Source organism: Mycobacterium sp. E2699 (assembly GCF_001666745.1).
GTDB lineage: Bacteria > Actinomycetota > Actinomycetes > Mycobacteriales > Mycobacteriaceae > Mycobacterium.
The window spans coordinates 16,687-42,242 of record NZ_LZJH01000050.1 but is presented as its reverse complement, the minus strand read 5'-3'; the positions used below and the strand labels follow the sequence as shown (position 1 = coordinate 42,242).

Below are 25,556 nucleotides of genomic sequence, written 5' to 3'. Positions count from 1 at the left end.
GATGTGGGCCCAGGATGTCGCCGCGATGAGCGGCTACCACGCCAGCGCGTCGGCGACGGTCGCGCAGCTGGGCAACTGGGAACAAGCGCTGCAGAACGCTTTCGCCTCGGTGGAGCTGGGGATTCAACAGGCGCCCACCACGGTGGCCAACGGCGTCAACAAGGTCGTCACCACGGTCGTCGGCACCATTTTCGGGGCGCCCGCCGCGCCGCCCTTCTCGGCAACACAGGGGGGGACTTTCACCGGCGGCCCCTCGCTGGCCACCAGGCTGGAAGAGGCCGCGCTGTACCCGGTGAAACCGTTCCTGGCCTTCTCCGGGCTCGAAAACTACATCGAATCGCCGAATTCCCCACTGCTACAGCTGTTTACCGGAAACAATCCGCTGCTTGGGATAGGCCTCAGCAACACGCCGCCGCGGTTGTTGCCGTTGCTGATGGGCGAAACGGTGCAGCACACGACCTATAACGGGATGCCCGTCGTGCAGATCACGCCGGCTCATCCGAACGGCGACTACGTGGTCGGCATTCACGGTGGCGCGTTCATCTTCGCGCCCTCGATCTTCCACTGGCTCGATTACACCGTGATGGCCTACCAGACCGGCGCCACCATCGAGGTGCCGATCTACCCGCTGCTGCAGCAGGGCGGCACCGCCGGCACGGTGGTGCCCAACATGGCCGGCTTCATCAACTCGCAGATCGCAGCGCACGGGGCGCCGCACGTCAGCGTGATCGGTGACTCGGCGGGCGGCAACCTCGCGCTGGCGGCCGAGGAATACACCTTGGCCCAGAACCCGCTCGCCCCCGTCCCGTCGTCGATGGTCCTGCTGTCCCCATGGCTGGACGTGGGGATGACCAATCCCAATATTGCGCTCGTCCAGGACCCCCTGATTCCCGTGCCGCCCGGCCAGGTGATCGGCAGGGAGTGGGCGGCCGGGCTGCCCGTGACCAACCCCGAGGTGAGCCCGCTATACGGGAACCTCAGCGGACTCCCGCCGACATACGTCTACTCGGGCAACCTGGATTCGCTCGCACCCGACACGCTCGTCCTGCAGCACGACGCCGCCCTGGCGGGGGCGCCCATCAATTTCGTGCTGGCCAACGGCCAGATCCACGACTGGATCATCCTCACCCCGGACGGTCCCCAATACTGGCCGCAGATCGACCAGGAATTGGGCATCTAGCCGGTCTTACGCCGGTTCCGCCGGGTGACGAGGAACTCCGACCAGGAGCCCACCTCGGGGTGCTGCTTGAGCAACGCCCGCCGCTGGCGTTCGGTCATGCCGCCCCACACGCCGAACTCCATCTGGTTGTCGAGGGCGTCGGCGAGGCACTCGGCGACGACGGGGCAGTGCCGGCAGATGGCGGCCGCTTTCCGTTGCGCCGCGCCGGCGACGAAGAGGTCGTCGGGATCGGTGGTGCGACATAGCGCCTTGGACACCCATGAGTTGCGGGAGTCGTCGGCCCATTCGCTGTGGGCGGTGGTTCCATCCATGCTGGGCACTCCTGTGCGCGGTTGAAACCCCCCTGCGGCGGCGGGCCCACGATCCCCTCGGCGGTGCTCGCGGGCCCGCACTCACTATTCCGAAGCGGCCCGACGCTGTCTGTCCGCCGACCAGTCCGAGCGCGGGATGAATCGCACGTTCCCCCGATCGGGGGAAACGGCGGTACCCGTGTGTGACACTGATCGGCATGGTCGGCCGGGCAACGACCGAGAAAGTGCGTGTGGTGGTGGGCGACGATCACCCGCTGTTCCGCGATGGTGTGGTGCGCGCGCTGACGTCGAGCGGCCAGGTTGATGTGGTCGCCGAGGCCGACGACGGCATCGCCGCCCTGGAGCTGATCAAGACCCATCTGCCGCACGTCGCCCTGCTCGATTACCGGATGCCCGGGATGGACGGCGCCAAGGTGGCCGCCGCCGTGCGGGCCGACGACCTGCCGACCCGGGTGCTGCTGCTCTCGGCGCACGACGAATCGGCGATCGTCTTCCAGGCGCTGGCGGAGGGCGCCGCGGGATTCCTGCCCAAAGAATCGACGAAAAACGAGATCGTCCAAGGCGTTCTCGACTGCGCCGAGGGCCGCGACGTGGTGTCGCCGGCCCTGGCCGCCGGTCTGGCCGGGGAGATCCGAAGGCGCGGCGAAGCGCAGCCGCCGGTGCTCAGCCCCCGGGAGCGCGAGGTGCTCGATTTCATCGCCCAGGGTCTGAGCATCCCCGCGATCGCCGCCGAGCTGTACCTGGCGCCGTCCACGGTCAAGACCCACGTGCAGCGGTTGTACGAGAAACTCGGCGTCAGCGACCGCGCCGCGGCCGTCGCGGCGGCGATGCGGCGCGGGCTGCTCGAATAGCATGGCCCGCCCGCTGGCTCGAATGGTCGACTTCGTGGCGGCCGAGCCCGTCCGCCTGTCGGCGTTTCTGCGCTTGCCGCTGATCGGTTTGATCGTCCTGTTGGTGTCGGTGTGGGAGGTCGAGCACTGGCTCCCGTTGGCCTACGCCCTGATCCTCGGCACCTACAGCGTCGCCGCGCTGTTGTGGGTGGTGGTGGTGCTGCGCGGACCGGTGCCGTCGTGGGCCGGCTGGGCATCGACGTGCATCGACGTGCTGACGGTGGTCGCCTTGTGCGTGGTCTCCGGCGGGGCCACCGTGGCGTTGCTGCCGGTGTTCTTCCTGCTGCCGATCTCGGTGGCGTTCCAGGACCGCCCGGCGCTGACGGCCGCCGTCGGAATCGCCACCGCAGTGGGATATCTCGGCGTGTGGTTCGTCTATTCCAAGCGCGACGACACGGTTGAGCTCCCGGGCGTGGTGTACACGCATTTCGGGTTGCTGCTCTGGTTGGCGGCGGCGATGACCGCGCTGTGTTATTTCCTGACCCGCGCCGCGGCCCGGGTGGCGGCGTTGCTCGACATGCGCCGCACGCTGGTCACCGAGGCGATGCGCGCCGACGAGCGCAACGCCCGGGCGCTGGCCGAGCGGCTGCACGACGGGCCGCTGCAGGATCTGCTCGCGGCGCGCCTCGAGCTCGATGCCGTCCGCGAACGGTACACGGACCCGGGACTGGACGCCGCCGTCCAGGCGATCCACGACACCGCAGCCCAGCTGCGCAGCGTCGTCACCGCGCTGCATCCCCAGGTGCTCACCGCGGTGGGGCTGACCGCCGCGCTGCGTGAGCTGATTCGCGACTACGAGCGCCGCGGCCACTTCACCGTCGAAGCCGACCTCGGAGAGGTCGGCCGCCCCCGGTCGCAGTCCTTGTTGTACCGGGCGGCCCGCGAATTGCTCGCCAACGCGAACAAACATGCGCGGGCGAGCACCGTGCGGGTGAGCCTCGCCCGAGCGGGCGACGTCATCACGCTCAGCGTCGTCGACGACGGAGCCGGGTTCGACCCGGCCATCCTGAAACGATGCGTCGCCCAGGGGCACATCGGCCTGGCGTCGCTGGCGGTCCGCATCGATGCGATGGGTGGATCGCTGAAGGTCACGTCGACGGTCGGCGGTGGTACGCGGGCGTCGGTGACCGCGCCGGCCGGCGCCGACTGAGCCGGGCCCCAGGCGGGGTCAGTACCATCGGTTTTGTGGCACGCAACGGCCCACCCGACGATTTCCACAACCAGCAGACGCAGTATCGCAACTACGGCGGCCTGGGCGGACCCCCACCAGCGGGGGACGAAGCCCCGCCACCACCGGAAATGCCGGCCGACCAGCCGGAGCCCGTCGAGGCCGTCGACCCGTTCGACCAGGAACACGAACCCACCCCCTGGTACCGGAAACCCGTCGGGATCATCGCGTGGGTGATCGCCGTCCTGATCCTGCTGGCGCTGATCGTCTACGGGCTCATGCAGCTGCTTCAAGGCGGTCAGGGCACCAGCCACACCCCGAGCACCACGAGCAGCACCACCGCGACGACCGTTACGACCACGACCACGCCGCCTCCGACCACCACCGAGTCGCCCGCGCCGCCGCCCACCAGCAGCGCGGCCGAGCCGCCGGTCCAGCAGCCCACCCAGCAGCAGCCGACACGTCAGCCCACCCAGCCGCAGCCGACGCATCGGCACCATCTGCCGTCGCTGCCGTCGGTGATCACCATCCCCGAGGTCCCGACGGTGATCACGCTGCCGCCCGGCATCGGGTGACGGCGCCACGCTCATAGACTCGCTGGAATGGGGTGTGCGATATGAGCGAGTCGCTGGGCTTGTCGATCGGCGCGGCCAACCTGGTTGCGGCCCGCGGGACCGGTGCTCCGGTGGTTCGCAGCGCGGTGTTGACGCTGTTCGAGAACCGGCCGACGGAGATCGGGCTGCCCGAAGAAAACCCGAACCTGACCGAATCCGGGCTGGTGTTGCGCGGGTTCGTCGAACGGGTCGGCGACCGGGCTCCGTTGGTGGCCGCCGACGGCACGAAGTACCTCGGCGAGGTACTGACGGTCGAGGCGATCGAGGCGATGGCCCGCGCGGTCGGCTACGGCACACCGGTAACCGTCGCGGTCCCCGCGTACTGGTCCGAAGCGCAGACCACCGCGCTGCGAGAGGAGTTCTTCGCCCAGCGGGACCTGACCCGCGGCGGTGTGGCGCCGGCGCTGATCTCCGATGCGACGGCCGCGCTGGCGACGCTGCGCACCCGGCCGGGGTTTCCGGCCGACGGCGTCGTCGCGCTGTGCGATTTCGGCGCCACCGGGACGAGCGTCACCCTGGTCGATGCCGGATCCAACTTCCGGCAGATCGGGCCGTCGGTGCGCTACACCGATTTCTCCGGCGACGCGATCGATCAGCTCGTCCTGCAGTACGTGCGCGCGGGTGCCTCCGACGCCACCGGTGCCTGGCCCGGGGAGGGCGACGGCGGCGCCCTGGCCAGCACCGCACGGATCGGCTCGCAGTCGCGCCTGCTCGCGGACTGCCGTCGCGCCAAGGAGCGGCTGTCGGCGGCGACCGTCGCCACCATCGCGGGTCCGGGTGGTGAGGTCCGGCTCAGCCGCTCCGAACTCGACCAGCTCATCTCCCCACCGCTGGACCGACTCGTCAGCTCCGTGGAAGACACTTTGCAGCGCAACGGGATTCAGCGCTCCAGCCTGGCCGCCGTGGCCGCCGTCGGCGGGGGCGCCGACATCCCGCTGATCAGTGCGCGCCTGTCCGAGCGCCTGCAAGCGCCGGTGCACGTCGCACCGCAGCCCGCCTTCAGCGCCGCCGTCGGCGCGGCGGTGCTCGGCGAGCAGCAGGCCGCGGCGGGCCTCGCGACGGCGGCGGGTCCCGTCGTCGAGAGCCCGACCGAGACGGTGGAGACCGCCCGGGCCGCCGAGGGCGCCAGTCCGCTGGCCTGGTCGCAGGACGAAGACGACGCCGCCGAGCCGGTCCCGTACTCGGGACCCGACATGACGGGCGAATACAGCCGGGAGCCAACGGGATTGGAACCCGCGGACAGCGGCCGCTACGCCGCCGCCCCGGCGTCGCTACCCTGGTACAAACGCACCGCGCTGGTGCTCAGCGTTGTCGGCGCGGCCGCGGCGATACTGGTCGCGGTGGTGTTGGCGCTCACCCTGGGCCACCCGAAACCGAACCCGGTGAACAACAACACCCCGAACGAACCGGCGCCGCCGCAAACATCGCAGACAGAGACGATCACGGCGCCGAACGGCACCACCACCGTCACGGTGCTCCCGCCGCCGCCGCAGCCCTCGACGCAGCCGCCCGACACCACCACCAGCCAGGCGCCCACCACGACGGCGGCGCCGACGACCACCAGCGCCCAGCCAACCACTACGAGCGCCGCACCGACCACGACCGCGGCGCCGACCACGACCGCCGCGCCGACCACCACGCGACAGCGCCCGTTGCCGCTGCCCCTCCCTCAGCCGCCGTTCGGGCACTGACGCGGCCGGCCGCCAGTAAGTTAGGGCAGCCTATCTCGCACCGAAAGCGGCGGAGATGTAACTATGAGCAGGGCTGATCGGGAAGCAGAGCAGGCAGAGTGACTATGCATCGGGGAGATTTTTTGTGACCACGCAGATGCTCATCAGACTGGTCGTGGGCATGGGCATGACGTTGCTCGTGCTCCTTTTCGCGGCACGGCGGGTCCTGTGGCTCTTCAAGCTGGTCACCTCCGGGAAACCCGCCCCCGGGCACACCGATGACATTCCGGGGCGGGTCTCCGCGGAGCTGTCCGAGGTCTTCGGGCAACGCAAGCTGCTGAAGTGGTCGCTTCCCGGCCTGGCGCACTTCTTCACCATGTGGGGCTTCTTCATCCTGCTCACCGTCTACATCGAGGCCTACGGGCTGCTCTTCCAGTCCAACTTCCACATCCCGATCATCGGCCGATGGGACGCGCTGGGCTTCCTGCAGGACTTCTTCGCGACCGCCGTCTTCCTCGGCATCACGACCTTCGCCATCATCCGGCTTCGCAGCGAGCCGAAGGAATACGGCCGGCAGTCCCGGTTCTACGGCTCGCACACCGGGGGCGCGTGGCTGATTCTGTTCATGATCTTCAACGTCATCTGGACCTACGTGCTGGTCCGTGGCTCCGCCGTCAACAACGGCACGCTGCCCTACGGCAAGCCGGCGTTCCTGTCGCATCTGTTCGGAGCGATCCTGCGCCCGCTCGGCCAGCCGGCCAACGAGACCATCGAGACGGTGTCGCTGCTGCTGCACATCGGTGTCATGCTGGCGTTCCTGCTGATCGTGCTGCACTCCAAGCACCTGCACATCTTCACGGCGCCGATCAACGTCATCTTCAAGCGGCTGCCCGACGGGCTCGGCCCGCTGCTGCCGATCGAGGCCGACGGCAAGCCGATCGACTTCGAAAACCCGCCCGACGACGCCGAATTCGGCCGCGGCAAGATCGAGGACTTCAGCTGGAAGGGGATGCTCGATTTCGCCACCTGCACCGAGTGCGGGCGCTGCCAGTCCCAATGCCCGGCGTGGAACACCGGAAAGCCGTTATCCCCCAAGCTCGTCATCATGGACCTGCGCGACCACTGGATGGCCAAGGCGCCGTACATCCTCGGTGACAAGGAGACGCCCGCCGAGAACACGCCGGAGGGCGGGCTCGGCGAGGAACTGGCCGGTGAGAAGCACGCCGAGGAACACCACGTCCCCGAGTCCGGCTTCGGGCGCGTCATGGGCTCCGGGCCGGAGCAGGCCACCCGGCCGCTGGTCGGCACCCTCGAACAGCGTGGCGTCATCGACCCCGACGTGCTGTGGTCCTGTGTGACGTGCGGCGCCTGCGTCGAGCAGTGCCCGGTGGACATCGAGCACGTCGACCACATCGTCGACATGCGCCGCTACCAGGTGATGATGGAATCGGAGTTCCCCTCCGAGCTGTCGGTGCTGTTCAAAAACCTTGAGACCAAAGGCAACCCGTGGGGGCAGAACGCCGCCGACCGGACCAACTGGATCGACGAGGTCGACTTCGACGTGCCGGTTTACGGCGAGGACGTCGACAGCTTCGACGGCTTCGAGTACCTGTTCTGGGTGGGCTGTGCGGGCGCCTACGACGACAAGGCGAAGAAGACCACCAAGGCCGTCGCCGAGCTGCTGGCCGTCGCCGGGGTGAAGTACCTGGTGCTCGGGACGGGCGAATCCTGCAACGGCGACTCCGCGCGCCGGTCGGGCAACGAGTTCTTGTTCCAGCAGCTGGCCCAGCAGGCCGTGGAGACCCTCGACGGGCTCTTCGAGGGCGTCGAGACCGTCGACCGCAAGATCGTCGTCACCTGCCCGCACTGCTTCAACACGCTGGGCCGCGAATACCGGCAGCTGGGCTCCAACTACACCGTGCTGCACCACACCCAGCTGCTCAACCGGCTGATCCGGGACAACAAGCTGGTGCCCGTGACGCCCGTCGCCCAGGACATCACCTACCACGACCCGTGCTACCTGGGCCGGCACAACAAGGTCTACGAGGCGCCGCGCGAGCTGATCGAGGCGTCCGGGGCGAACCTCACCGAGATGCCGCGCAACGCCGAGCGCAGCTTCTGCTGCGGCGCCGGGGGTGCCCGGATGTGGATGGAAGAGCACATCGGCAAGCGCATCAACCACGAACGCGTCGACGAGGCGCTGGCCACCGGGGCAGCGACCATCGCGACCGGCTGCCCGTTCTGCCGCGTGATGGTGACCGATGGTGTGAACGACCGGCAGGAGGAAGCCGGTCGCAGCGGCGTCGAGGTGCTCGACGTGGCCCAGATCCTGCTCGGGTCGCTCGAGTACGACAAGGCGACGCTGCCCGAAAAGGGCACGGCCGCAAAGGAAGCCGAGCAGCGCGCCGCCGCGGCGCCCAAGGCCGCCGTCGCGACCGCGCCCGCCGAGGCGCCGACCGAGGCGGAGGAGCCCGCGAAGGCCGCCGAGCCGGCGAAAGCCACCGAGCCGGCGAAGGCCGCCCCGGCCCCCGCCAAGGGGTTGGGTATCGCCGGCGGGGCCAAGCGGCCCGGCGCCAAGAAAGCCGCGCCCGCGCCGGCCGCCAAAGCCGAGGCCCCCGAGGCGCCCGCCGCTCCGGCCGCTCCGGCCGCTCCCGCGAAGGGACTGGGCCTCGCGGCCGGCGCCAAGCGGCCCGGCGCGAAGAAGGCCGCGCCCGCGGCGAAAGCAACCGAGGCACCCGCCGAGCCCGCCGCTCCGGCCGCTGGACCCGAGGCGCCTGCGGTTCCCGCCGCGCCGGTGAAGGGCCTGGGCATCGCCGCCGGCGCCAAGCGACCCGGTGCCAGGAAGGCCGCACCCGCCGCCAAGGCGGCGGAGGCGCCGGTCGGGCAACCCGCGGAGAAGGCCGAGCCCGAGCAAAAGCCGGAGCCGTCCACGCAGCCCGATGGCGACGCGGCAAAGCCCGAAACCCCCGTAAAGGGCCTGGGCATCGCGCGCGGCGCGCGCCCGCCGGGCAAGCGTTGATCACAGACTGAGGTCTCTCAGAGAACGGCCCTCGCCAGCATATGCGCTGGTGCGGGCGTTCTCAGTGGCGTAGACACCGAGGGCCCATTCGTCACCCCGCCACCACTTGTGTCTTGTCACCTATCGGTCGGCCAGGTGAGCGTGATCGGCGCGGCGCGGCCGGCCGGGATCAGTTGCACTGTGAGCGGCGCCGCAAAGTGCGACACTGTGGCGGTGCCGACAACGACGCGGTGATCAGGGGGTTACGAAAGGAAGAACTGATGAAGCGGGCAATAATCGGCGTTTCAGCCGCGGCAGCGATAACACTGGCACCCCTCTTCATCCCACCGGTACGAGCGCACGCCGACGAGCCCTGTGCCAGCATCCCCGATCCCGCTGCCCACCAGGCTTGCATTGACAGACCCCCGCGCGATAACCCCATGCGCAGATACCAACTGGGTGATTGTGAGGGAGCGAGCCCCCTGGACGGACAGGTGGGCCAAATTTGTGGGTAACTTCTCGCTCCGAAAGCACGCGCCCGTCAATGAGGGCGGTTATCCGGAGAGGTTTAGAACCACGCCGCTCTGATCAGCGGAATGCGGCAACGCGTCGGAAAAACCTCGCGTGCCAGGGCAATGATTTTGGGCGATGCTGGAGTGCGACAACCCGGCGGCCATCAGGGGGTCACGAAAGGAAGCTCTGAATGAACAGGGCAGTCATGGGCGTGTCGGCGGGAGCGGCCATTGCACTGGCGTCCCTCTGCTTTCCAGCACCACAAGCACGCGCCGACGATCCCTGTGCCGGCATCGCCGATCCCGTCGCCCACCAGGCCTGCGTCGACAACTCCCCGGCCGATGACCCCGCGCACAGATACCAAAACGATTGCCAGGCCAGCCCTCTTTATGGACAGCTGGGCCAAATTTGCCGGGACTTCTGGGTCCGAAAGTCTGCGCCTCCCAATGGAGGTCGGGCCGGCGAGTCGGCAACTCCGTAACGGGGTCGCTTGCGGAATCTGGCACAGCCTGGCGCGGAGGTTGGCCGGGCGGGGCGGTCCCTGGTCTTTGATTGCGCTGATGACACATCCGGCGTCGTGATCCTCTGTCTCATCCGCCTGCCGGCGGTCGGCGCATGATCGTGCCGAAGATCGGCGGTCCGTAGCCTTTCTCTGCCGGCTTATCCTGCTGGGCCTTACGTGCGCCCGGCGGCATCGGCGGGACGAACATCGGGATCAGCGGAGTGCCGTCGGCTGTCGTCGCCACCAGCGGTGCCTCTGCGGCGGCAAGCTGGATCGGGGAGGTGACCGCCGAGGGCGGGACCACGAGGTTGCTGACGTACATTCCCTTGCCCATTGACGCGGTGACAGAAGTCTCAGCGGGCGCATAGGCAGCGGCAGCGTAGACGTTGGGAGCGCCTCCCACGGCCTCGGGACCGGTGAGGTTGTAGGCAATGGCCAGGTTGCGCGGGGTGGCGGCCAGGATGTCCGGGTACTGACCGGGGAAGTAATCGTGGCCGCTCGTAACCAGGCTTATGAAGGACTGTGGGTTGAAAAGGCCGCTGCTGACCAGGTTCTGCAGATAGCCGTTGACGGTCTGAACGAACGGGTTGGAGAAGAAACCGGATTGCGCGGGTGCTGCCGCCGCGGACACCGCGGCCGTTTGAGCCGCCGTGGCGGTCGGAGTGGTCATCGGGGACGGCAGGCTGAACGTCGGCATCGCCATGGTCTGCAGGCTGGTGGCTTGATAGCCGAGCATGGCGGTCGTGTTATCCGCCCACATCTGCAGGTACTGAACCTCGGTTGCGGCGATCGCGGGGAAGTTGATGCCGAAGAAGTTTGTCGCGATCAGGTGAGCCAGGTGCGCGCGATTGGCGGCGACCACGCTGGGATGCACGACTGCTGCCTGGGTGTCGAGGAACGAGCCGGCCATGGTGGTGGCCGCCATCGACATCTGGGCGGCCTGGGCTGCGGTGGTGTGTAGCCAGGTGACGTAGGGAAGGGTGGAGAGCGTCATCGCCGTCGCTGACGGTCCGTGCCAGGGAATGCGCGCCACTGTGGAGGCGTGGTCAGCGGCGGTCTGTCCCAGCTCGACCGCCAGCTGGCGCCAAGCGTTGGCAGCGGTGAGCAACGATCCGGGCCCCGGCCCTGAATGAATCAGGGCTGATGTGATCTCGGGAGGGGCCCAGAAGTCCACGCCTACCCTGTCAAAGCTTCGAGCCGAGCCTCGATGCCACGCATGCGGGCCTCCCCTTCGGTCAGGCTCGGGTTTGGCGACGTGCCCGATTCGTCCACACGAGCGTAACGCGTGTTTACTCACATCGGGAATAGTGAAAATGCCGCGCGCCGCGCGCGCGTTGATCACAGAATCAGGTCTCCAGCAAATTTCGGTGGACAACGATGGCACCATAGTGTCGTGACTACACACCAGCTGCCCGTGCATCCGGTCGGCCATCACCGGCAGCGGACCTTCGCGCAGTCGTCGAAGCTGCAGGACGTCCTGTACGAGATCCGCGGCCCGGTGCACCAGCACGCCGCGCGGCTGGAGGCCGAGGGACACCGCATCCTCAAGCTCAACATCGGCAACCCGGCGCCGTTCGGCTTCGAGGCGCCCGACGTGATCATGCGCGACATGATCCAGGCCCTGCCGTACGCGCAGGGCTACTCCGACTCGCAGGGCATCCTGCCCGCCCGGCGCGCGGTGGTCACCCGGTACGAGTTGGTCGAGGGCTTCCCCCGGTTCGATGTCGACGACGTCTTCCTGGGCAACGGGTGCTCCGAGCTGATCACGATGACGCTGCAGGCCCTGCTCGACAACGGCGACCAGGTGTTGATCCCGGCGCCGGACTACCCGCTGTGGACCGCGTCGACGTCGCTGGCGGGCGGCACCCCCGTGCATTACCTGTGCGACGAGACCCAAGGCTGGCAGCCGAACATCGCCGACCTGGAGTCCAAGATCACCGAGCGGACCAAGGCGCTGGTCGTGATCAATCCCAACAACCCGACCGGCGCGGTCTACAGTCGCGAAATCCTCACGCAGATGGTCGATCTGGCGCGCAAGCATCAGCTGCTTCTGCTCGCCGACGAGATCTACGACAAGATCCTCTACGACGACGCCAAGCACATCAACGTGGCCTCGCTCGCGCCCGACATGCTGTGCCTGACGTTCAACGGCCTGTCGAAGGCCTACCGGGTCGCGGGCTATCGGGCCGGGTGGCTGGCCATCACCGGCCCCAAGGACCACGCCAGCAGCTTCATCGAGGGCATCAGCCTGCTGGCCAACATGCGGCTGTGCCCCAACGTTCCTGCGCAGCACGCCATCCAGGTCGCCCTCGGCGGCCACCAGAGCATCGAGGACCTGGTGCTTCCGGGCGGCCGGCTGCTCGAGCAGCGCGACGTCGCCTGGACCAAGCTCAACGAGATCCCGGGGGTGTCCTGCGTCAAGCCGGAAGGTGCGCTGTACGCGTTTCCCCGCCTGGATCCCGAGGTCTACGACATCGCCGACGACGAGCAGCTCGTCCTCGAGCTGCTGTTGTCCGAGAAGATCCTGGTGACCCAGGGCACCGGCTTCAATTGGCCCGAGCCCGATCACCTGCGCATCGTGACGCTGCCGTGGTCGCGCGACCTCGCCGCCGCGATCGAGCGGCTGGGCAACTTCCTGAGCAGTTATCGGCAGTAAGCAAGCTCGCAGCGGCGCCCTCTACCCTCGACCGGGTGACCCACTCGCACTCGCACTCGCACAGCCTGCGCAGTCCGTCCGGGGGCCCCGCTTCGCTGAATCCACTGCCCGCCAAGATCGTCGTCGGGCTTTTGGTCGCGATGGGGGTGGCCGTGATCGCCGGCGCGGTGCTGCTGTGGCCGAGCCGCCAGCACGTCGACATCCCGCTGCCGTTCCAGAACGCGTCCGGCGGTTCCGCGAGCATCCAGAAGGGGCACGTGGTGTCGAGCGCCATCGGCGACTGCGGCAGCCCGTCGGCCAGCCAGGTGCTCACCACCGCGCCGCAGCCGGCCCAGCCCGGCGCCGGGCGGTGCGTGCAGACGCTCGTCGCGATCGATTCCGGGCCGAACGCCGGCGCCAAGACGCTGCTGGAGTCCTCCCCGGGCCCGGGCCAGCCGCACTTCGCGCCGGGTGACCGCGTCCGCGTCGTGCGGCAGGTCGACGAGCAGGGAACGACGAACTACGCGTTCTACGATTTCGAACGCGGCTGGGCGCTGGTCGCGCTCGCGGTCGCGTTCGCGGTGGTGGTCGTGGCCGTGGCCCGCTGGCGGGGGCTGCTCGCGCTGGTCGGCATCGTGGTCGCCTTCCTGGTGCTGGTGGTGTTCCTGCTGCCGGCGCTGCGGGACGGCGCACCGGCCCTCCCGGTGGCGCTGGTGGCGTCGGCGGCCATCCTCTACGCGGTGATCTACCTCGCCCACGGCGTCAACCTGCGCACCAGCGCCGCGCTGCTGGGCACCCTGACGGCGCTGTTGCTCGCCGCCGGATTGTCCTGGGCCGCAGTCGATCTGGCACATCTCACCGGTTTGTCCGACGACCAGAATTCGCAGGTGTCGGCGTATCTGGGCAACGTGTCGATCAGCGGGCTGCTGCTCGCCGGGTTCATCATCGGGTCGCTCGGCGTGCTCAACGACGTGACGGTGACGCAGGCGTCGACGGTGTTCGAGCTCGCCAATCTCGGCGGTGACACGTCGCGGCAGGCCATCTTCCTGGGCGCGCTCCGGGTGGGCCGCGACCACATCGCCAGCACGGTCTACACGCTGGTGCTCGCCTACGCGGGTACCTCGCTGCCGCTGCTGCTGTTGTTCAGCGTCGCCAACCGCTCACTGGGCGACGTGCTGATCAGCGAGAGCGTGGCCATCGAGATCGCCCGCTCCGCGGTCGGCGGCATCGCGCTGGCACTGTCGGTGCCGTTGACGACGGCGATCGCCGCGGTACTGGCAAAGCCGGTCAGCGTCGCTGTTCCAGCAGCGCCAGCAGGTAGTCTCCGTAGCCGGACTTGACCAGGGTCTGTGCCCGTTCGGCCAGCTGCTCGTCGGTGATCCAGCCCTGCAGCCACGCGATTTCCTCCGGGACGCTGACCTTCAGTCCCTGCCGCCGTTCCAGCGTGCGGACGTAGTCGCTGGCGTCCAGCAGCGAGTCGAAGGTGCCCGTGTCCAGCCAGGCGGTGCCACGGGCCATCACCTCGACCGCCAGCCGGCCCCGATTGAGGTAGATCTGGTTGACCTCGGTGATCTCGTACTCACCGCGCGCCGATTTCTTCAGGCTCTTGGCGATCTCGATCACGTCGTTGTCGTAGAAGTACAGGCCCGGGACCGCGTACTGGGACTTCGGCGTGGCCGGCTTCTCCTCCAGCGACAGCGCCATGCCGTCGTCGGAGAACTCGACGACGCCGTAGGCCGACGGGTTGGCCACCCAGTAAGCGAAAATCGCTCCGCCGTCGATGTTTTGGAAGCGGCTGAGGCTGGTGCCCAGCCCGGGACCGTAGAAGATGTTGTCGCCCAACACCAACGCCGCCGAATCGTTCCCGAGGTGGTCGGCGCCGAGCACGAAAGCCTGTGCCAGACCTTCGGGTTGGGCCTGCTGGACGTAGCTGAGGTTGATGCCGAACTGCGAGCCGTCGCCCAACAGCCGCTGGAAGCCGGCCGCGTCGTGGGGCGTCGTGATCACCAGGATGTCGCGGATCCCCGCCATCATCAGCGTGGACAGCGGGTAGTACACCATCGGTTTGTCGTAGACCGGCAACAACTGTTTGCTGATGCCGATGGTGATCGGATGCAGGCGAGTGCCCGATCCACCGGCCAGGATGATCCCGCGCATGACTGCCTCTCCTAGTGGGCGCTAATTGACGAGGTCGGCTTCGGTCACTTCCGTGGCCGCCAGCGCCGCCGCCAAATCCCGGTGCCGGAACACCGCGGTGACGTGGTCGCGGACCACCCGGAAGGCCGACGCGGCGGTGGTGACGCCCCCGTCCGGGGTGCTGACCTTCTGTTCGACGACCACGACGCCGTCGTGCACATACATCCGGCCCAGTTCCGCCGCGCCTTCGCGGGAGCCGGCCCACCGGCGTAGCGCCTCATGGCCCTGCGCGGCCCCGTGCGCGTCGCCGATTTCGATGTCGTCGCTGGACAGGGCCACCAACGTGTCCAGGTCGGAGGCGTTGAGGGCGTCGTGCCACGCCAGAACGGTGGCGATCTCCGATGTGGTCATGGTCAGCAAGGTACCGTGTCCACCCGAATCACAACGGCGTACGGTCCAGCCACTTCTGCCAGACGGCGTCGTTCCCGAACAGCTGGATACCGGTGTCGGCCACCGGGACCCGACGGACGATCGCCAGCAGCAGCTCCGTCGCGCCGCCCCGCAGCGCCGCGCTGCCCTTGCCGTGTTCGTGGGACCAGGTGATCGCTCCCCCGTCGACGCCGATCGTCCATTCGCCGGCCGCTCCGAGCCCCGGATCGGTGGCGTGCAGGTGCAGGGTGTCGCCGTCCTCGAGCGGCAGCGGCGCCCCGTCGCTTCCGGCCTGAATCGCCACGCGCTCAAGCCACTCCGTGATCGCGTCGGCCGCGACATCCGCCCCGAGGGTGAACTCGCTTCCCGTCGCGATGGCGGCGTCGGCGCGGTGCACCGCCGTCTCGTGCAGCCGCCGCCGGACCCACCAGTTCGCCGGGCGCGTCCCGAGGAAGGTCCACACCGGCGTCTCCACGCCGGAGAGCTCGACGGCGTCGACGAGCCGCTGCGCGCCGCCCTGCAGCCACGAGATGGCGTCGGCGGGATCGGGTGGCGGCTTACCGCCCTCCACGGTGCGCGGATCGAGATAGTGGTCGAGCCGGTCGCGCACGATCTGCGCCGCCCAGCGGTCACCGCGCCCGACGTGGCGCATCAGTTGGGTCAGCGTCCAGCCCGGGCACGTCGGCACCGGCGTCGACTGGTCGGCGGCACGGAAAAGCTCAGCGAAGGCCCGGTTCTCGTCGAGGAACGCGGCGGCATAGTCCACCCGGCCAGGCTACCGCCGGCCCCACGCCGTCGATCCACTGCGCTCGGTGCGCGCGAGCGATAACGTCCGTCCTAGGACCTGAGGAAAGGTGCGGGGGGAAATGTCATTTGTGATCACTGCACCGGAGGCGCTGGGGGCGGCGGCTTCGGACTTGGCCGGTATCGGTACCACGCTGAACGCGGCCCATGCCGCCGCCGCGGCCTCGACAACGCGGGTGCTTGCCGCGGGCGCCGACGAGGTGTCGGCGGCCGTCGCGGCGCTGTTTTCCGGCCAGGCGCAGGAGTTTCATGCGCTGAGCGCCCGGGCGGCGGCGTTTCATGACCGGTTCGTGCAGACCTTGAGCGCGGGCGGGGCCTCGTACGTCGGCGCCGAGGCCGCCAACGTCCAGCAGACCCTGCTGAACGCGGTGAACGGGCCGACCGAGGCGCTGTTCGGGCGGCCGCTGATCGGCAACGGCGCCAACGGGGCGCCGGGAACCGGGCAGAACGGCGGGGACGCCGGAATCTTGATCGGCAACGGCGGGGCCGGCGGCTCCGGCGGTGCCGGCCACCCCAACGGCGGCAATGGCGGGGCCGCCGGGCTGCTCGGCGCCGCCGGGGGGGGCGGCGCGGGCTGGTCCGGGCCCGTCGGGGGAAACGGCGGTAACGGCGGAAACGGTGCGCTGTTCGGCGCCGGGGGCGCCGGCGGCGCGGGCGGCCTCTCCAGCGCCGGCCCGGGCGGGCACGGCGGCGCCGGCGGCAACGGCGGGATTTTCGGCGCCGGCGGCGCCGGCGGGGCCGGTGGCCTGTCCACGAGCGGCGCCGGCGGGGACGGCGGCGCCGGCGGCAACGGCGGGACTTCAGCGTCGCGAGCAACGGCGGCATCGGCACCCCCGACGGCGGCGCCGGCGGCCACGGCGGCACGGGCGGGCTGGTCGGCTCGCCGGGTAATGCCGGGCTGGCGTAGGGCACGCCGCCGCTAGGGCCGCGGCGCCCCGAGCCGGAACACCCGCCACCCGGCCCGCTCCCAGCGGGCGACGTCGAGGCAGTTGCGCCCGTCCACGACGACGCGGGCCCGCACCCGGCCGGCCAGGTCGGCGGGGTCGAGGTCGACGAATTGCCGCCACTCGGTGAGCACCAGCACCGCATCCGCGCGCTCGCAGGCCTCTTCGACCGAGACCGCGTAGTTCAGCGTCGGGAACAGCCGTTGCGCGTTGTCCAGCGCCTTGGGGTCATACACGTTGACCGCCGCGCCGTTGAGTTGCAGCTGCCCGGCGACGTTGAGCGCAGGCGAGTCACGCACGTCGTCGGATTCGGGCTTGAACGCCGCACCCAGCACGGCGATGTTGGCGCCCAGCAGCGAACCGCCGCACGCCGTGGTGGCCAGTTCGACCATCCGGGTGCGCCGGCGCATGTTGATGCTGTCCACCTCACGCAGGAAGGTCAGCGCCTGGTCTGCCCCCAGCTCGCCGGCGCGGGCCATGAACGCGCGGATGTCCTTGGGCAGGCAGCCACCGCCGAAACCCAGTCCGGCGTTGAGGAATTGGCGTCCGATGCGGGGGTCGTAGCCGAGCGCGTCGGCCAGCAGGCTGACGTCGGCGCCCGCGGCCTCGCAAACCTCGGAAATGGCGTTGATGAACGAGATCTTGGTTGCCAGAAAGGCGTTGGCGGATACCTTGACCAGCTCGGCGGTCTGCAGATCCGTCACCAGGAAGGGCACCCCCGCGTCGAGCAGCGGACCGTACAGCTCTCGGACCGCCGTCTCGGCGCGCGTCGAATCCGGTTGTATCCCAAGCACAATCCGGTCCGGATGCAGGGTGTCGTGTACGGCGTATCCTTCGCGCAGGAATTCCGGATTCCACGCGACTTCGACGTCGACCCCGCGCGGCGCCAGCGCGGCGGCGCGGTGGTTCAGCTCGGCCGCGGTGCCCACCGGGACCGTCGACTTGCCGATCAGCACCGACGGCCTGCCCAGCCGGGGCACCAGGGCGTCGATGACCGCGTGCACGTGGCACAGGTCGGCGCCGTATTCGCCCTTCTTTTGCGGCGTGCCCACGCCCAGGAAGTGGACGTCGGCGAAATCGGCCGCCAGGTCGTAGTCGGTGGTGAACTGCAGCCGTCCGGCGGCCAGATTGTCGGTCAACAACTTTCGCAGACCGGGCTCGTAGAAGGGGATGTCACCGCCGGCCAGCTTGGCGATCTTGCCCGCATCGATATCGACGCCGACGACCTCGTGTCCCAGTTCCGCCATTCCTGCCGCATGCGTGGCACCCAGGTATCCGGTGCCAAAGACGGTGCATCGCATACCACCGGTGTAGGTGGCCGCCATGAGCTAACTGCATCGCGCCGCTGATCGGGAGGCAAACGGCAGATGACAGCTGGCCGCGAAAGGCCTAGTGGCGGTCGCGAGGGCGGCGTAGCTGGCGATCGCCGGCGTAGCCGGGCGAAGCGGGTCGCCACCGTCGATCTAGTGGTGGCCCCCGAACCCGCCGTGACCGCCGCCGAAGCCGCCGCCACCATGGCCGCCGCCGAAGCCGGGGAACCCAGGGAATCCGCCACCACCGTGGTCGCCGCCGTCACCGCCGCCGTGGGGACCGCCGAACCCGCCACCGGGCGGGCCGCCGAACCCGCCACCGGGCGGGCCGCCGATACCCGGGATGGGCAGCGGGATCGGTACCGGAATGGGCGCCACCGGCGGCGGCGCGGGAGCCGGGGCCTCAGGGATCGGGGCCGGGGCCGGGGCCGCCGGCACCGGAGCAGGGGCCGGTGCCGGCGCCTCGGGAACAGGGGCGGGTGCCGGAGCGGGAGCCGCGGCCGGTGGCGGTGCCGGAGCGGGAGCCTCGGCCGGTGCCGGGGCCGGCGCCGCGGGCGCTGGTGCGGGAGCCGGTGCGGCGGGAGCCGGGGCCGGCGCCACCGGCGCCGGAGCGGCCTGCGTGGGGGCGACGACCTGGTGATCGGGGCTGGGCCGCACGCTCGCGGCCGGCCGCATCGCGATCGCCAGAGAAACGACCAGCGCCGCCACGCCGACGACGAAGGTCGCGGCCAACGCGCTGCCGACCACCCTGAAGGACTTGCGCTCGCGGTAGCCCGCACCGACCAACTGGGTTTCTTGCGCGCCGGTGTAGGCCTCGTCGAAGTCGTCGGGGACGGCGCTGTAGGCCAGCGCGTCCACTCGGCCACCCGCCGGGGTGTCGAAGTAGCCGGGGGCCACCGCGAACGGGTCGATGGCGCCGGTGCCGGGATCCTGGGCGTAGGCCAGCGCCGCGGTGGACGACGCGAACAGCGGGGCGTTCGCCGACGCCAACGCCGCACCCCGGGCCAACGCCGTGTCGGGCTCCTCGGGCGCCGTCAGCGGAAGCGTGGTCGCCGCCTCGAGCGCCGGTTTGATCATCGGGATGTCGATGCCCGATCCGACGACGAACACGGCGTCGGGCCGGGCCTCCAGCGCCTCGGCACCGGACACCATGGAGGCCAGCTGCGTCACCGCCGCGTCGTCGTCGGCGGGCAGGGGCTGCCGGTAGACGTCGGTGACGGACCCGTCCGCGCTGTCGACGACGGCGAGGGTCGCGGTCTCGGGCTCGATGTAGAGCAGGGCCGTGCGCGCGTAGTTGGTCTGGTTGCCCACGGTCTGGGCCAGCGCGGCCGCGGCGAGGAAGGCCGAGACCAACATCACATTCTCGACCTTGTGGGCGGCGAGCGCGTCGCGCAGCGCGGCCGCCTCGATCGGGTCGGTGAAGGTTACGCCCGTCGATGCGAGCTGGTAGCCGCCCTCGGACGCACCCTCGCGAGTCCCCAGGATGGCCGAGACCACCTGGTCGGCCGCGGTGACGGTTGCCGCGTCATCGTCGGCGGCCACCTCGAAATTGTCCTCATCGACGGTGGCGCCGTCGCCGTTCTCACCTTCGACCAGCACCATCCGGACGGCCGTCGGCGCCATCGACACGCCCAAAACGGTGTCCATAGCTCCTCCATTGTTTGTTGCCAGCCGGTGAGGTCGGGGCCGCAGTCGCCACAGGCTTCAGCCGTCGCGGCACGCCGGCAATCCCCACCCTGTATTCCCCTGGTTCCACGATTTTACGCGGTTCCGCCGGTCCCGGACGGGGCTAGGGGCCCAGGATTCCGTGCCCCAGATGGCGGCGCAGCCAGTCCCAGTGGTCGTCGTGATCGTCGTCCCTGGGCAGCGACGGCGGCCACTGCTGAGGCGGATTCGAGTTCGGCCCGGGGTTCGGGGCGGCCGGCGCAGGAGCAGGCGCCGGGGCCGACGGCGCGGACGGCGCGGGCGGCGGGGCTTGCGCGGGCGGCGGCGCCGCCTGAGTCGCCGGGGCGACGACGTTCTTGCCGATATCCGGTCGCTGGTCCGCGTGCGGACGGATGCCGACGGCCAGCGCCAGCGCCACGGCACCGACGACGAAGATCGCGCACGCGCCGAGGACAGCCAGCAGTTTTCGGTTGCGTCGCCCGCCGTCTTCCCGGCCCTCGACTGGCGGTGCGTCGGCCTCGGCGCTGTAGGCCAGCACCGGCGTGGGGCCCTCGACGTAGGGCATCGCGACCGTGCTCGGCGCGCCCAATTGCTGGGTGGCCGAAGCCAGCGCCGCGCCTCGCGCCAGCGCCATCTCGGGTTCCTCGGGCGTCGTCACCGAAAGCGATGTCGCCGCCTCCAGCGCAGGCTTGATCAAGGGGATGTCGACGCCGGAGCCGACCACGAAGACGCCATCGGGGCCAGCGCGCATCGCGTCCGCGCCCGAGACCAGCGCGGCCAGCTCCGCGAGCGCGGCATCGTCACCATCGGGTAGGGGTTTGCGTCGCACGTCGGAGATCGACCCGTCCGACGTGTCGACGACGGCCAGCGTCGCGGCGGTCGGTTCGACGAACAGCAGCGCGGTGCGGGCGCAATTGGTTGCGCTGCCGACCGCCTGAGCCAGCGCCGCCGCGGCGACGAACGTCGAGACGAGCACGACGTTTTCGATCCTGCGTTCCGTCAAGGCTTTTCGCAGCGCGCCCGCGGCGGTTCGATCCGTCCAGGTCACGCCGCTGGATCGCACCTGATAGCCGCTTTCGGCCGCGCTTTCCCGGGTGCCGACGATGGCCTCGACCACCTGATCGGCCGCGGCGACGCCCCGAACCTGAAAGTCGGCCTGATCGACCGTGACTCCGCCGGCGCCTTCACCTTCGACGAGCACCATGCGGACCGTCTCAGGTGCCACAGACACACCAAGTACGATGTCCACCGCTCCCCCACATTCTCCAAAGTCGTTCGCTGACAGTCTCGTTGCCCCCGCACATCGCGACGAGAGCTTCGGCGCGACCAGACCCTGTGCGCCACCCTAGCTCGCGGACCGGGACACGCCTGGCGTCGCCGAACGGTTATCTGTGTCCGAAGCCGCCGAATCCGTGGCCGCCCCCGAAGCCACCGAAGCCGTGGCCGCCACCGAAACCGCCGTGCCCCCCGCCGAACGGGCCGCCACCGAAGGGTCCGTGGCCGCCGAACGGACCGCCGAAGGGCCCGCGCCCGCCGCCGAACGGCCCACGCGGGGCCGGCCCGCCGCCGAAGGGCCCGCGGAGCGGCGGCCCGACCACGGGCACGCGGGGCACCGGCACGAACACCGGCGGCGGGATCACGGGGACCGGGAGGGGCGGGGCCGCGGGAACCGGCGCCGCGGCGGGCGGGGCGATGGGATGCGGTGCCGCCACCGGGGCGGGCGCCTCGATCTTGGGCTCGATCTTTGGCTGGGCCTGCGGCACCGGCGCGGGCGCCGGCGGCTGCGCGGGCTGAACGATGTTTTCGTTGGGGCTGGGCCGCAATGCCACCGTCGGCCGGATCCCGATCGCCAACACAATCTCGAGCGCCACGACCGCGGTGATGAAGATCACCGCGAGCGTGCTGCCCACCAGCAGGATGGATTTGCGCCGCTGGGTCTCCTCCATGCCGATGGACGTTTGCGCCTCGGCCTCGTCGTCCGGCACAGCGCTGTAGGCCACGTTGGGCTCGCCCGTGTCGGCCTCGGGAGGCGGCTCGGGGACGCTCCGGTACTGGGGCTGGTAGGCGGGCAGCAGGCCGGGAACCTGCCCGGCCAGCGCCAACGGGTCGACCTCCCCCGTCCCGGGATCCAGCGCGTAGGCCAGCGCCGCCGTGGACGACGCGAACAGGGGCGCGTTCGCCGAGGCCAGCGCCGCACCGCGGGCCAGGGCCATCTCCGGCTCGTCGGGCACCGACAGGGCAAGGGACGTCGCCGCCTCCAGGGCCGGCTTGATCAGCGGGATGTCGACTCCCGAGCCGACGACGACCACACCGTCCGGGTGAGTTTCCAGCGCTTCGGCACCCGACACCATGTCGACGAGCTCGGCGACCGCCTCGTCTTCGTCGTCGGCGAGGGCCCTGCGGTGCACCTCGGAGATCGACCCGTCCGCCGTGTCGACCACGGCCAACGTCGCGGTGTAAGGCTCGACGAACAGCAGCGCGGTGTGCGCGTAGTTGGTCGCGTCACCCACGGCCTGCGTCAGCGCCGCGGCGGCCATGAAGGCCGACACCAGCATGACGTTTTCGATCTTGTGGGCGATGAGTGCGTCGCGCAGCAGCGCGGCGTCGACGTGATCCGTCCAGGTCACTCCCGTGGACAGCAGCTGGTAGCCGCCCTCGTCGGCGCCTTCCCGCGTGCCCAGGATGGCGGACACCACCTGGGTGGGCGCCGCGGAAGGAGCCGCGGGCGACCGGTCTGCGTCGACGTCGAAGTTGTCCTGGTCGACGGTCGCCCCGTCGGCACATTCACCTTCCACCAGCACCATGCGCACTTTCGTCGGCGCCATCGAGACGCCAAGCACGATGCCCACCACCGCTGAAAACTCCCTTTGGTAGTTTGCCGCGTCGCCGCGACTGCTGCGTCGACGACGATTTTTCCCAGCTGGCCACTGTCGCCTGCCATCGCAGCGCGCGGCTCCGCGATCCGGGATTAGCTGGGCGCTATGCAGTTCTGCCACCGGGGCGGCGCGGTTTTCGACCTGCCCCGATAGCTCGACGGTACCCGCGCCGCGGCGGGGTGTTAAGCGCTAGCCGCGGCGCGTTAACCACCTTGCAACGCCGAGCAACTTGGCCGTCGCCGTACGCGCGCTAGTGGTGTCCGCCACCGCTGTGTCCGCCACCGCCACCGCCGCCACTGTGACCGCCACCAAAGCCGCCGCCACCGCCGAACCCGCCGCCACCGCCGCCGAAGCTGCCGCCGCTGTGACCGCCGCCGAAGCCGCCGCCACCGCCGAACGGACCGCTACCACCGCCGAACGGACCGCCGCCACCGGGCTCGCCGCCACCGTGGCCGCCGCCGAAGGGTCCGTTACCGCCGAACGGCCCTCCTCCGCCGCCGAACGGACCACCGCCGCCACCGAACGGCCCGCCACCGCCGGGCTCGCCACCGCCGTGACCGCCGCCGAACGGACCGCCCGCGCCGGGCTCGCCACCGCCCTGACCGCCGCCGAAGGGCCCGTTACCGCCGAACGGACCGTGTCCGCCGCCGAACGGACCGTTGCCACCGAACGGCCCGGGACCGGCGGGCTCACCGCCGGGGCCTTCACCGGGGAGGTGGATGGGTCCTCCGCCCGGGCCGCCCGGACCGGTCACCGGGGACGGGACGTGCCCGCCGCCGGGGCCGCTCGGGATGGGCAGCCCGCCCTCACCGGGGGGCGCCTGGTGCGGCGGCGAATGGGGAATCGTGCCGCCACCCTGCGGCGGCACCGACTGCGGAACATGAACCGGCACTTGAGGAATCACGGGACGAGGCGGGGCTTGGATGACCGGGGGGCTCACGACCGGGTCGGGAACGGGCACGCGGATCGGCACCGGAATCGGCACCACGGGTGGGACCACGACGGGGACCGGAGCCGCCGGAACGGGCGGGGCCGGAAGCGGTGGGGCGGCCGGAGCCGGAGCCGGTGCCGGCGGGTTCAACGGCCTGGGCGCCATCATCGGCTGCGGGACGCTGATGTTCGGCTTGGGGGCGGCCGCCTGCACCGGCGCCGGCGCGGGCGCCTGCTGTGTCGGGATGATGAGGCTTTGGCCGGGGGTGGGCCGCAGCCCGACGGTCCCCGTCGTGCGGATGCCGATCGCCAGCGCGAGCTCCAGCGCCAGCACCGCGCTGATGCCGACGACGGCCAAGCCGCTCCCGACCAGCAGGACCGGCCTGCGACGTGGCTGGTCCGACGCTTGAGCGAACAGCTTCTCGATGACGACGGTCTGGGCGTCGGCGTCGTCGTCCGCCACCGCGCTGTAGGCGAGGTCGTCGCCGAGTTCGTCACCGACCCTGAGGTAGTCGGGCACGGCGGACCGGTCCAGGGCGCCCGTGCCGGGATCCTGGGCGTAGGCCAGCGCCGCGGTCGAGGAGGCGAACAACGGCGCGTTCGCCGACGCCAGGGCCGCACCGCGGGCCAGCGCCGTCTCCGGCTCCTCGGGCGCGCTCACGTCGAGCGACGTCACCGACTCCAGCGCCGGCTTGATCGGGGCGAGGTCGACGCCCGAACCGACCACGAACAGCCCGTCCGGGGCCAATTCCGTGTTCTCCAGCCCGGCGACCATCCCGATGAGTTGGGTGATGGCGTCGTCGTAGGACTCGGCGTAGATCGGCTGCTTGTGGACATCGGCGATGGAGCCGTCGGACGTCTCGACGACGGCGAGCGTCGCGGTGTCGGGCTCCACGTACAGCACCGCCGTGCGTTCGTAACCCACTGCGCCACCGACGCTTTGGGCCAACGCGGCCGCCGCCAGGAACGCCGACACCAGCATGACGTTCTCGACCTTGTGGGCGGCCAGCGCGTCGCGCAGCGCGGCCGCCTCGATCTGGTCGGTCCACGTCACGCCGATCGCCGACAGCTCCAGGCCGGCGTCGGCGGCGCCCTCACGGGTGCCGAGGATGGCGGCGACTACCTGGTCCGGCGCGCTCGCTGTGGCCGCGTCGTTGGCCGCGGTGACGTCGAATTCATCCTCTTCGACCGTGGCGCCGTCGCCGTTCTCCCCCTCCAGCACCACCATCTGAATCGATGCTGGTGCCATCGACACCCCGAGCACGATATCCAATACAAACCCCTCCAAAGGTATTGCGAGACAGGGCCATGGTCGGGCGGAGGAGACTAACCACGGACAACTCATCATCCCGCAGACTGGCTGTGCGGGACCCCTATCGAACCTAGGTACTTCTTATGAAGTTCTGATAGGAGCGGGACGGTGTCGGCCCCCGCTGACCCTGATATTTCGACCCTACGCGCGAGCTGCCGTATGGGTGCTCCGCCGGGCTCGTCAAGCGCAGGATGCACAGCTGGCCGATCTTCATGCCCGGCCACAGAGTGATGGGCAGATTCGCGACGTTGGACAGCTCAAGGGTGATGTGCCCGCTGAAGCCCGGGTCGATGAAGCCGGCGGTCGAATGGGTCAGCAGGCCCAGACGCCCGAGGGACGACTTGCCCTCCAGGCGCCCCGCGAGGTCCTCGGGCAGCGTGAACAGCTCCAGCGTCGAGCCGAGCACGAACTCACCGGGATGCAGCACGAACGGTTCTCCGGCAACGGGTTCCACCAGGCTCGTCAGCTCGTCCTGCTGCTGCGCGGGGTCGATGTGGGTGTAGCGGGTGTTGTTGAAGACCCGGAACATGCAGTCGAGGCGGACGTCGATGCTGGACGGCTGCACCAACGTGTCGTCGTACGGGTCGATGCCCAAACGGCCTGCGGTGATTTCGGCCCTGAGGTCGCGGTCGGAGAGCAGCACGCGATGAGCCTATCCGCTGCCGGGTG

General features: G+C 70.1%; 18 protein-coding genes and 2 pseudogenes. 9 read left to right on the top strand and 11 right to left on the bottom strand.

Features of this window, described 5'->3' with window-relative positions; all coding sequences use genetic code 11:
- On the top strand, positions 1–1,180 hold a 1,180-nt coding region (locus tag A5696_RS07000), incomplete at its 5' end, for an alpha/beta hydrolase (RefSeq protein ID WP_067875472.1).
- On the opposite strand, the gene A5696_RS06995 is transcribed toward A5696_RS07000, so the two are convergent.
- On the bottom strand, positions 1,177–1,491 hold the full coding sequence (locus A5696_RS06995; protein WP_067875469.1) for a WhiB family transcriptional regulator: 315 nt from the start codon (positions 1,489–1,491) through the stop codon (positions 1,177–1,179). The two genes, A5696_RS07000 and A5696_RS06995, sit on opposite strands and share 4 nt — an antisense overlap.
- 197 nt (positions 1,492–1,688) lie before the next feature.
- Here A5696_RS06995 and A5696_RS06990 point away from each other — a divergent pair, with 197 nt between their 5' ends.
- The 5 genes from A5696_RS06990 to A5696_RS06970 all read left to right on the top strand — a co-directional run bounded on the left by A5696_RS06990 (position 1,689) and on the right by A5696_RS06970 (position 8,852).
- A complete protein-coding gene (locus tag A5696_RS06990) occupies positions 1,689–2,342 on the top strand; it encodes a response regulator transcription factor (RefSeq protein ID WP_067875500.1) in 654 nt (217 codons plus the stop codon).
- A 22-nt stretch (positions 2,343–2,364) separates the two neighbouring features.
- Positions 2,365–3,531 carry a sensor histidine kinase gene (locus tag A5696_RS06985; protein WP_231964249.1) on the top strand — a complete coding sequence of 389 codons (1,167 nt, stop codon included), beginning with the start codon at positions 2,365–2,367 and terminating at the stop codon, positions 3,529–3,531.
- Positions 3,532–3,566: 35 nt separating this feature from the next.
- Positions 3,567–4,124 (top strand): hypothetical protein, encoded by a 558-nt coding sequence (locus A5696_RS06980; RefSeq protein ID WP_067875462.1) that lies wholly within the window; start codon positions 3,567–3,569, stop codon positions 4,122–4,124.
- 41 nt (positions 4,125–4,165) lie between these two features.
- Positions 4,166–5,854 carry an Hsp70 family protein gene (locus A5696_RS06975; protein ID WP_067875460.1) on the top strand — a complete coding sequence of 563 codons (1,689 nt, stop codon included), beginning with the start codon at positions 4,166–4,168 and terminating at the stop codon, positions 5,852–5,854.
- A gap of 124 nt (positions 5,855–5,978) precedes the next feature.
- On the top strand, positions 5,979–8,852 hold the full coding sequence (locus tag A5696_RS06970; protein WP_067875458.1) for a (Fe-S)-binding protein: 2,874 nt from the start codon (positions 5,979–5,981) through the stop codon (positions 8,850–8,852).
- Positions 8,853–9,934: 1,082 nt separating this feature from the next.
- Here A5696_RS06970 and A5696_RS06965 read toward each other — a convergent pair.
- A complete protein-coding gene (locus A5696_RS06965) occupies positions 9,935–11,020 on the bottom strand; it encodes a PPE family protein (protein WP_067875454.1) in 1,086 nt (361 codons plus the stop codon).
- A 193-nt stretch (positions 11,021–11,213) separates the two neighbouring features.
- Between A5696_RS06965 and A5696_RS06960 the strand changes: the two are divergent.
- Together A5696_RS06960 and A5696_RS06955 are read left to right on the top strand one after the other, a co-directional pair.
- Positions 11,214–12,502, top strand: a pseudogene (locus A5696_RS06960) (pyridoxal phosphate-dependent aminotransferase).
- A gap of 35 nt (positions 12,503–12,537) precedes the next feature.
- On the top strand, positions 12,538–13,821 hold the full coding sequence (locus tag A5696_RS06955) for a YibE/F family protein (protein ID WP_067875448.1): 1,284 nt from the start codon (positions 12,538–12,540) through the stop codon (positions 13,819–13,821).
- On the opposite strand, the gene rfbA is transcribed toward A5696_RS06955, so the two are convergent.
- Genes rfbA through A5696_RS06940 form a run of 3 tightly spaced genes read right to left on the bottom strand, consistent with a single transcriptional unit; the run spans position 13,769 to position 15,812 of the window.
- Positions 13,769–14,638: a glucose-1-phosphate thymidylyltransferase RfbA gene (rfbA, locus tag A5696_RS06950; RefSeq protein WP_067875445.1), complete on the bottom strand. Its 870-nt coding sequence runs from the start codon at positions 14,636–14,638 to the stop codon at positions 13,769–13,771. The two genes, A5696_RS06955 and rfbA, sit on opposite strands and share 53 nt — an antisense overlap.
- A gap of 21 nt (positions 14,639–14,659) precedes the next feature.
- The gene (locus tag A5696_RS06945; protein WP_067875442.1) at positions 14,660–15,028 is read right to left on the bottom strand and encodes a nuclear transport factor 2 family protein; all 369 of its coding nucleotides are present in this window, start codon (positions 15,026–15,028) and stop codon (positions 14,660–14,662) included.
- Positions 15,029–15,056: 28 nt separating this feature from the next.
- Entirely contained in the window at positions 15,057–15,812 is a 756-nt protein-coding gene (locus A5696_RS06940) for a maleylpyruvate isomerase family mycothiol-dependent enzyme (RefSeq protein ID WP_067875439.1), read from the bottom strand.
- A 100-nt stretch (positions 15,813–15,912) separates the two neighbouring features.
- Between A5696_RS06940 and A5696_RS28825 the strand changes: the two are divergent.
- A pseudogene (locus A5696_RS28825) lies at positions 15,913–16,748 on the top strand (PE family protein); the annotation flags it as partial.
- A 21-nt stretch (positions 16,749–16,769) separates the two neighbouring features.
- On the opposite strand, the gene A5696_RS06930 reads toward A5696_RS28825, so the two are convergent.
- From A5696_RS06930 to dcd, 6 genes are all read right to left on the bottom strand, one after another.
- Positions 16,770–18,095: a UDP-glucose/GDP-mannose dehydrogenase family protein gene (locus A5696_RS06930; protein WP_067875497.1), complete on the bottom strand. Its 1,326-nt coding sequence runs from the start codon at positions 18,093–18,095 to the stop codon at positions 16,770–16,772.
- A 162-nt stretch (positions 18,096–18,257) separates the two neighbouring features.
- Positions 18,258–19,751: a hypothetical protein gene (locus tag A5696_RS06925; protein WP_197516906.1), complete on the bottom strand. Its 1,494-nt coding sequence runs from the start codon at positions 19,749–19,751 to the stop codon at positions 18,258–18,260.
- A gap of 142 nt (positions 19,752–19,893) precedes the next feature.
- Positions 19,894–21,018 (bottom strand): hypothetical protein, encoded by a 1,125-nt coding sequence (locus A5696_RS06920; RefSeq protein ID WP_067875433.1) that lies wholly within the window; start codon positions 21,016–21,018, stop codon positions 19,894–19,896.
- A gap of 136 nt (positions 21,019–21,154) precedes the next feature.
- A complete protein-coding gene (locus A5696_RS06915) occupies positions 21,155–22,621 on the bottom strand; it encodes a hypothetical protein (protein ID WP_082956599.1) in 1,467 nt (488 codons plus the stop codon).
- Positions 22,622–22,895: 274 nt separating this feature from the next.
- On the bottom strand, positions 22,896–24,848 hold the full coding sequence (locus A5696_RS27945) for a hypothetical protein (RefSeq protein WP_067875430.1): 1,953 nt from the start codon (positions 24,846–24,848) through the stop codon (positions 22,896–22,898).
- A 109-nt stretch (positions 24,849–24,957) separates the two neighbouring features.
- Positions 24,958–25,530, bottom strand: a complete 573-nt coding sequence (dcd, locus tag A5696_RS06905; RefSeq protein ID WP_067875425.1) for a dCTP deaminase — start codon at positions 25,528–25,530, stop codon at positions 24,958–24,960.
- Positions 25,531–25,556: the final 26 nt, after the last annotated feature.

Bases quoted from the DNA above. Each gene is read 5' to 3' on its own strand.
- A5696_RS06995 (WP_067875469.1), bottom strand. From the start codon at position 1,491: ATGGATGGAACCACCGCCCACAGCGAATGGGCCGACGACTCCCGCAAC.
- A5696_RS06990 (WP_067875500.1), top strand. From the start codon at position 1,689: ATGGTCGGCCGGGCAACGACCGAGAAAGTGCGTGTGGTGGTGGGCGAC.
- A5696_RS06985 (WP_231964249.1), top strand. From the start codon at position 2,365: ATGGTCGACTTCGTGGCGGCCGAGCCCGTCCGCCTGTCGGCGTTTCTG.
- A5696_RS06975 (WP_067875460.1), top strand. From the start codon at position 4,166: ATGAGCGAGTCGCTGGGCTTGTCGATCGGCGCGGCCAACCTGGTTGCG.
- rfbA (WP_067875445.1), bottom strand. From the start codon at position 14,638: ATGCGCGGGATCATCCTGGCCGGTGGATCGGGCACTCGCCTGCATCCG.
- A5696_RS06945 (WP_067875442.1), bottom strand. From the start codon at position 15,028: ATGACCACATCGGAGATCGCCACCGTTCTGGCGTGGCACGACGCCCTC.
- A5696_RS06930 (WP_067875497.1), bottom strand. From the start codon at position 18,095: ATGCGATGCACCGTCTTTGGCACCGGATACCTGGGTGCCACGCATGCG.
- A5696_RS06925 (WP_197516906.1), bottom strand. From the start codon at position 19,751: ATGGACACCGTTTTGGGCGTGTCGATGGCGCCGACGGCCGTCCGGATG.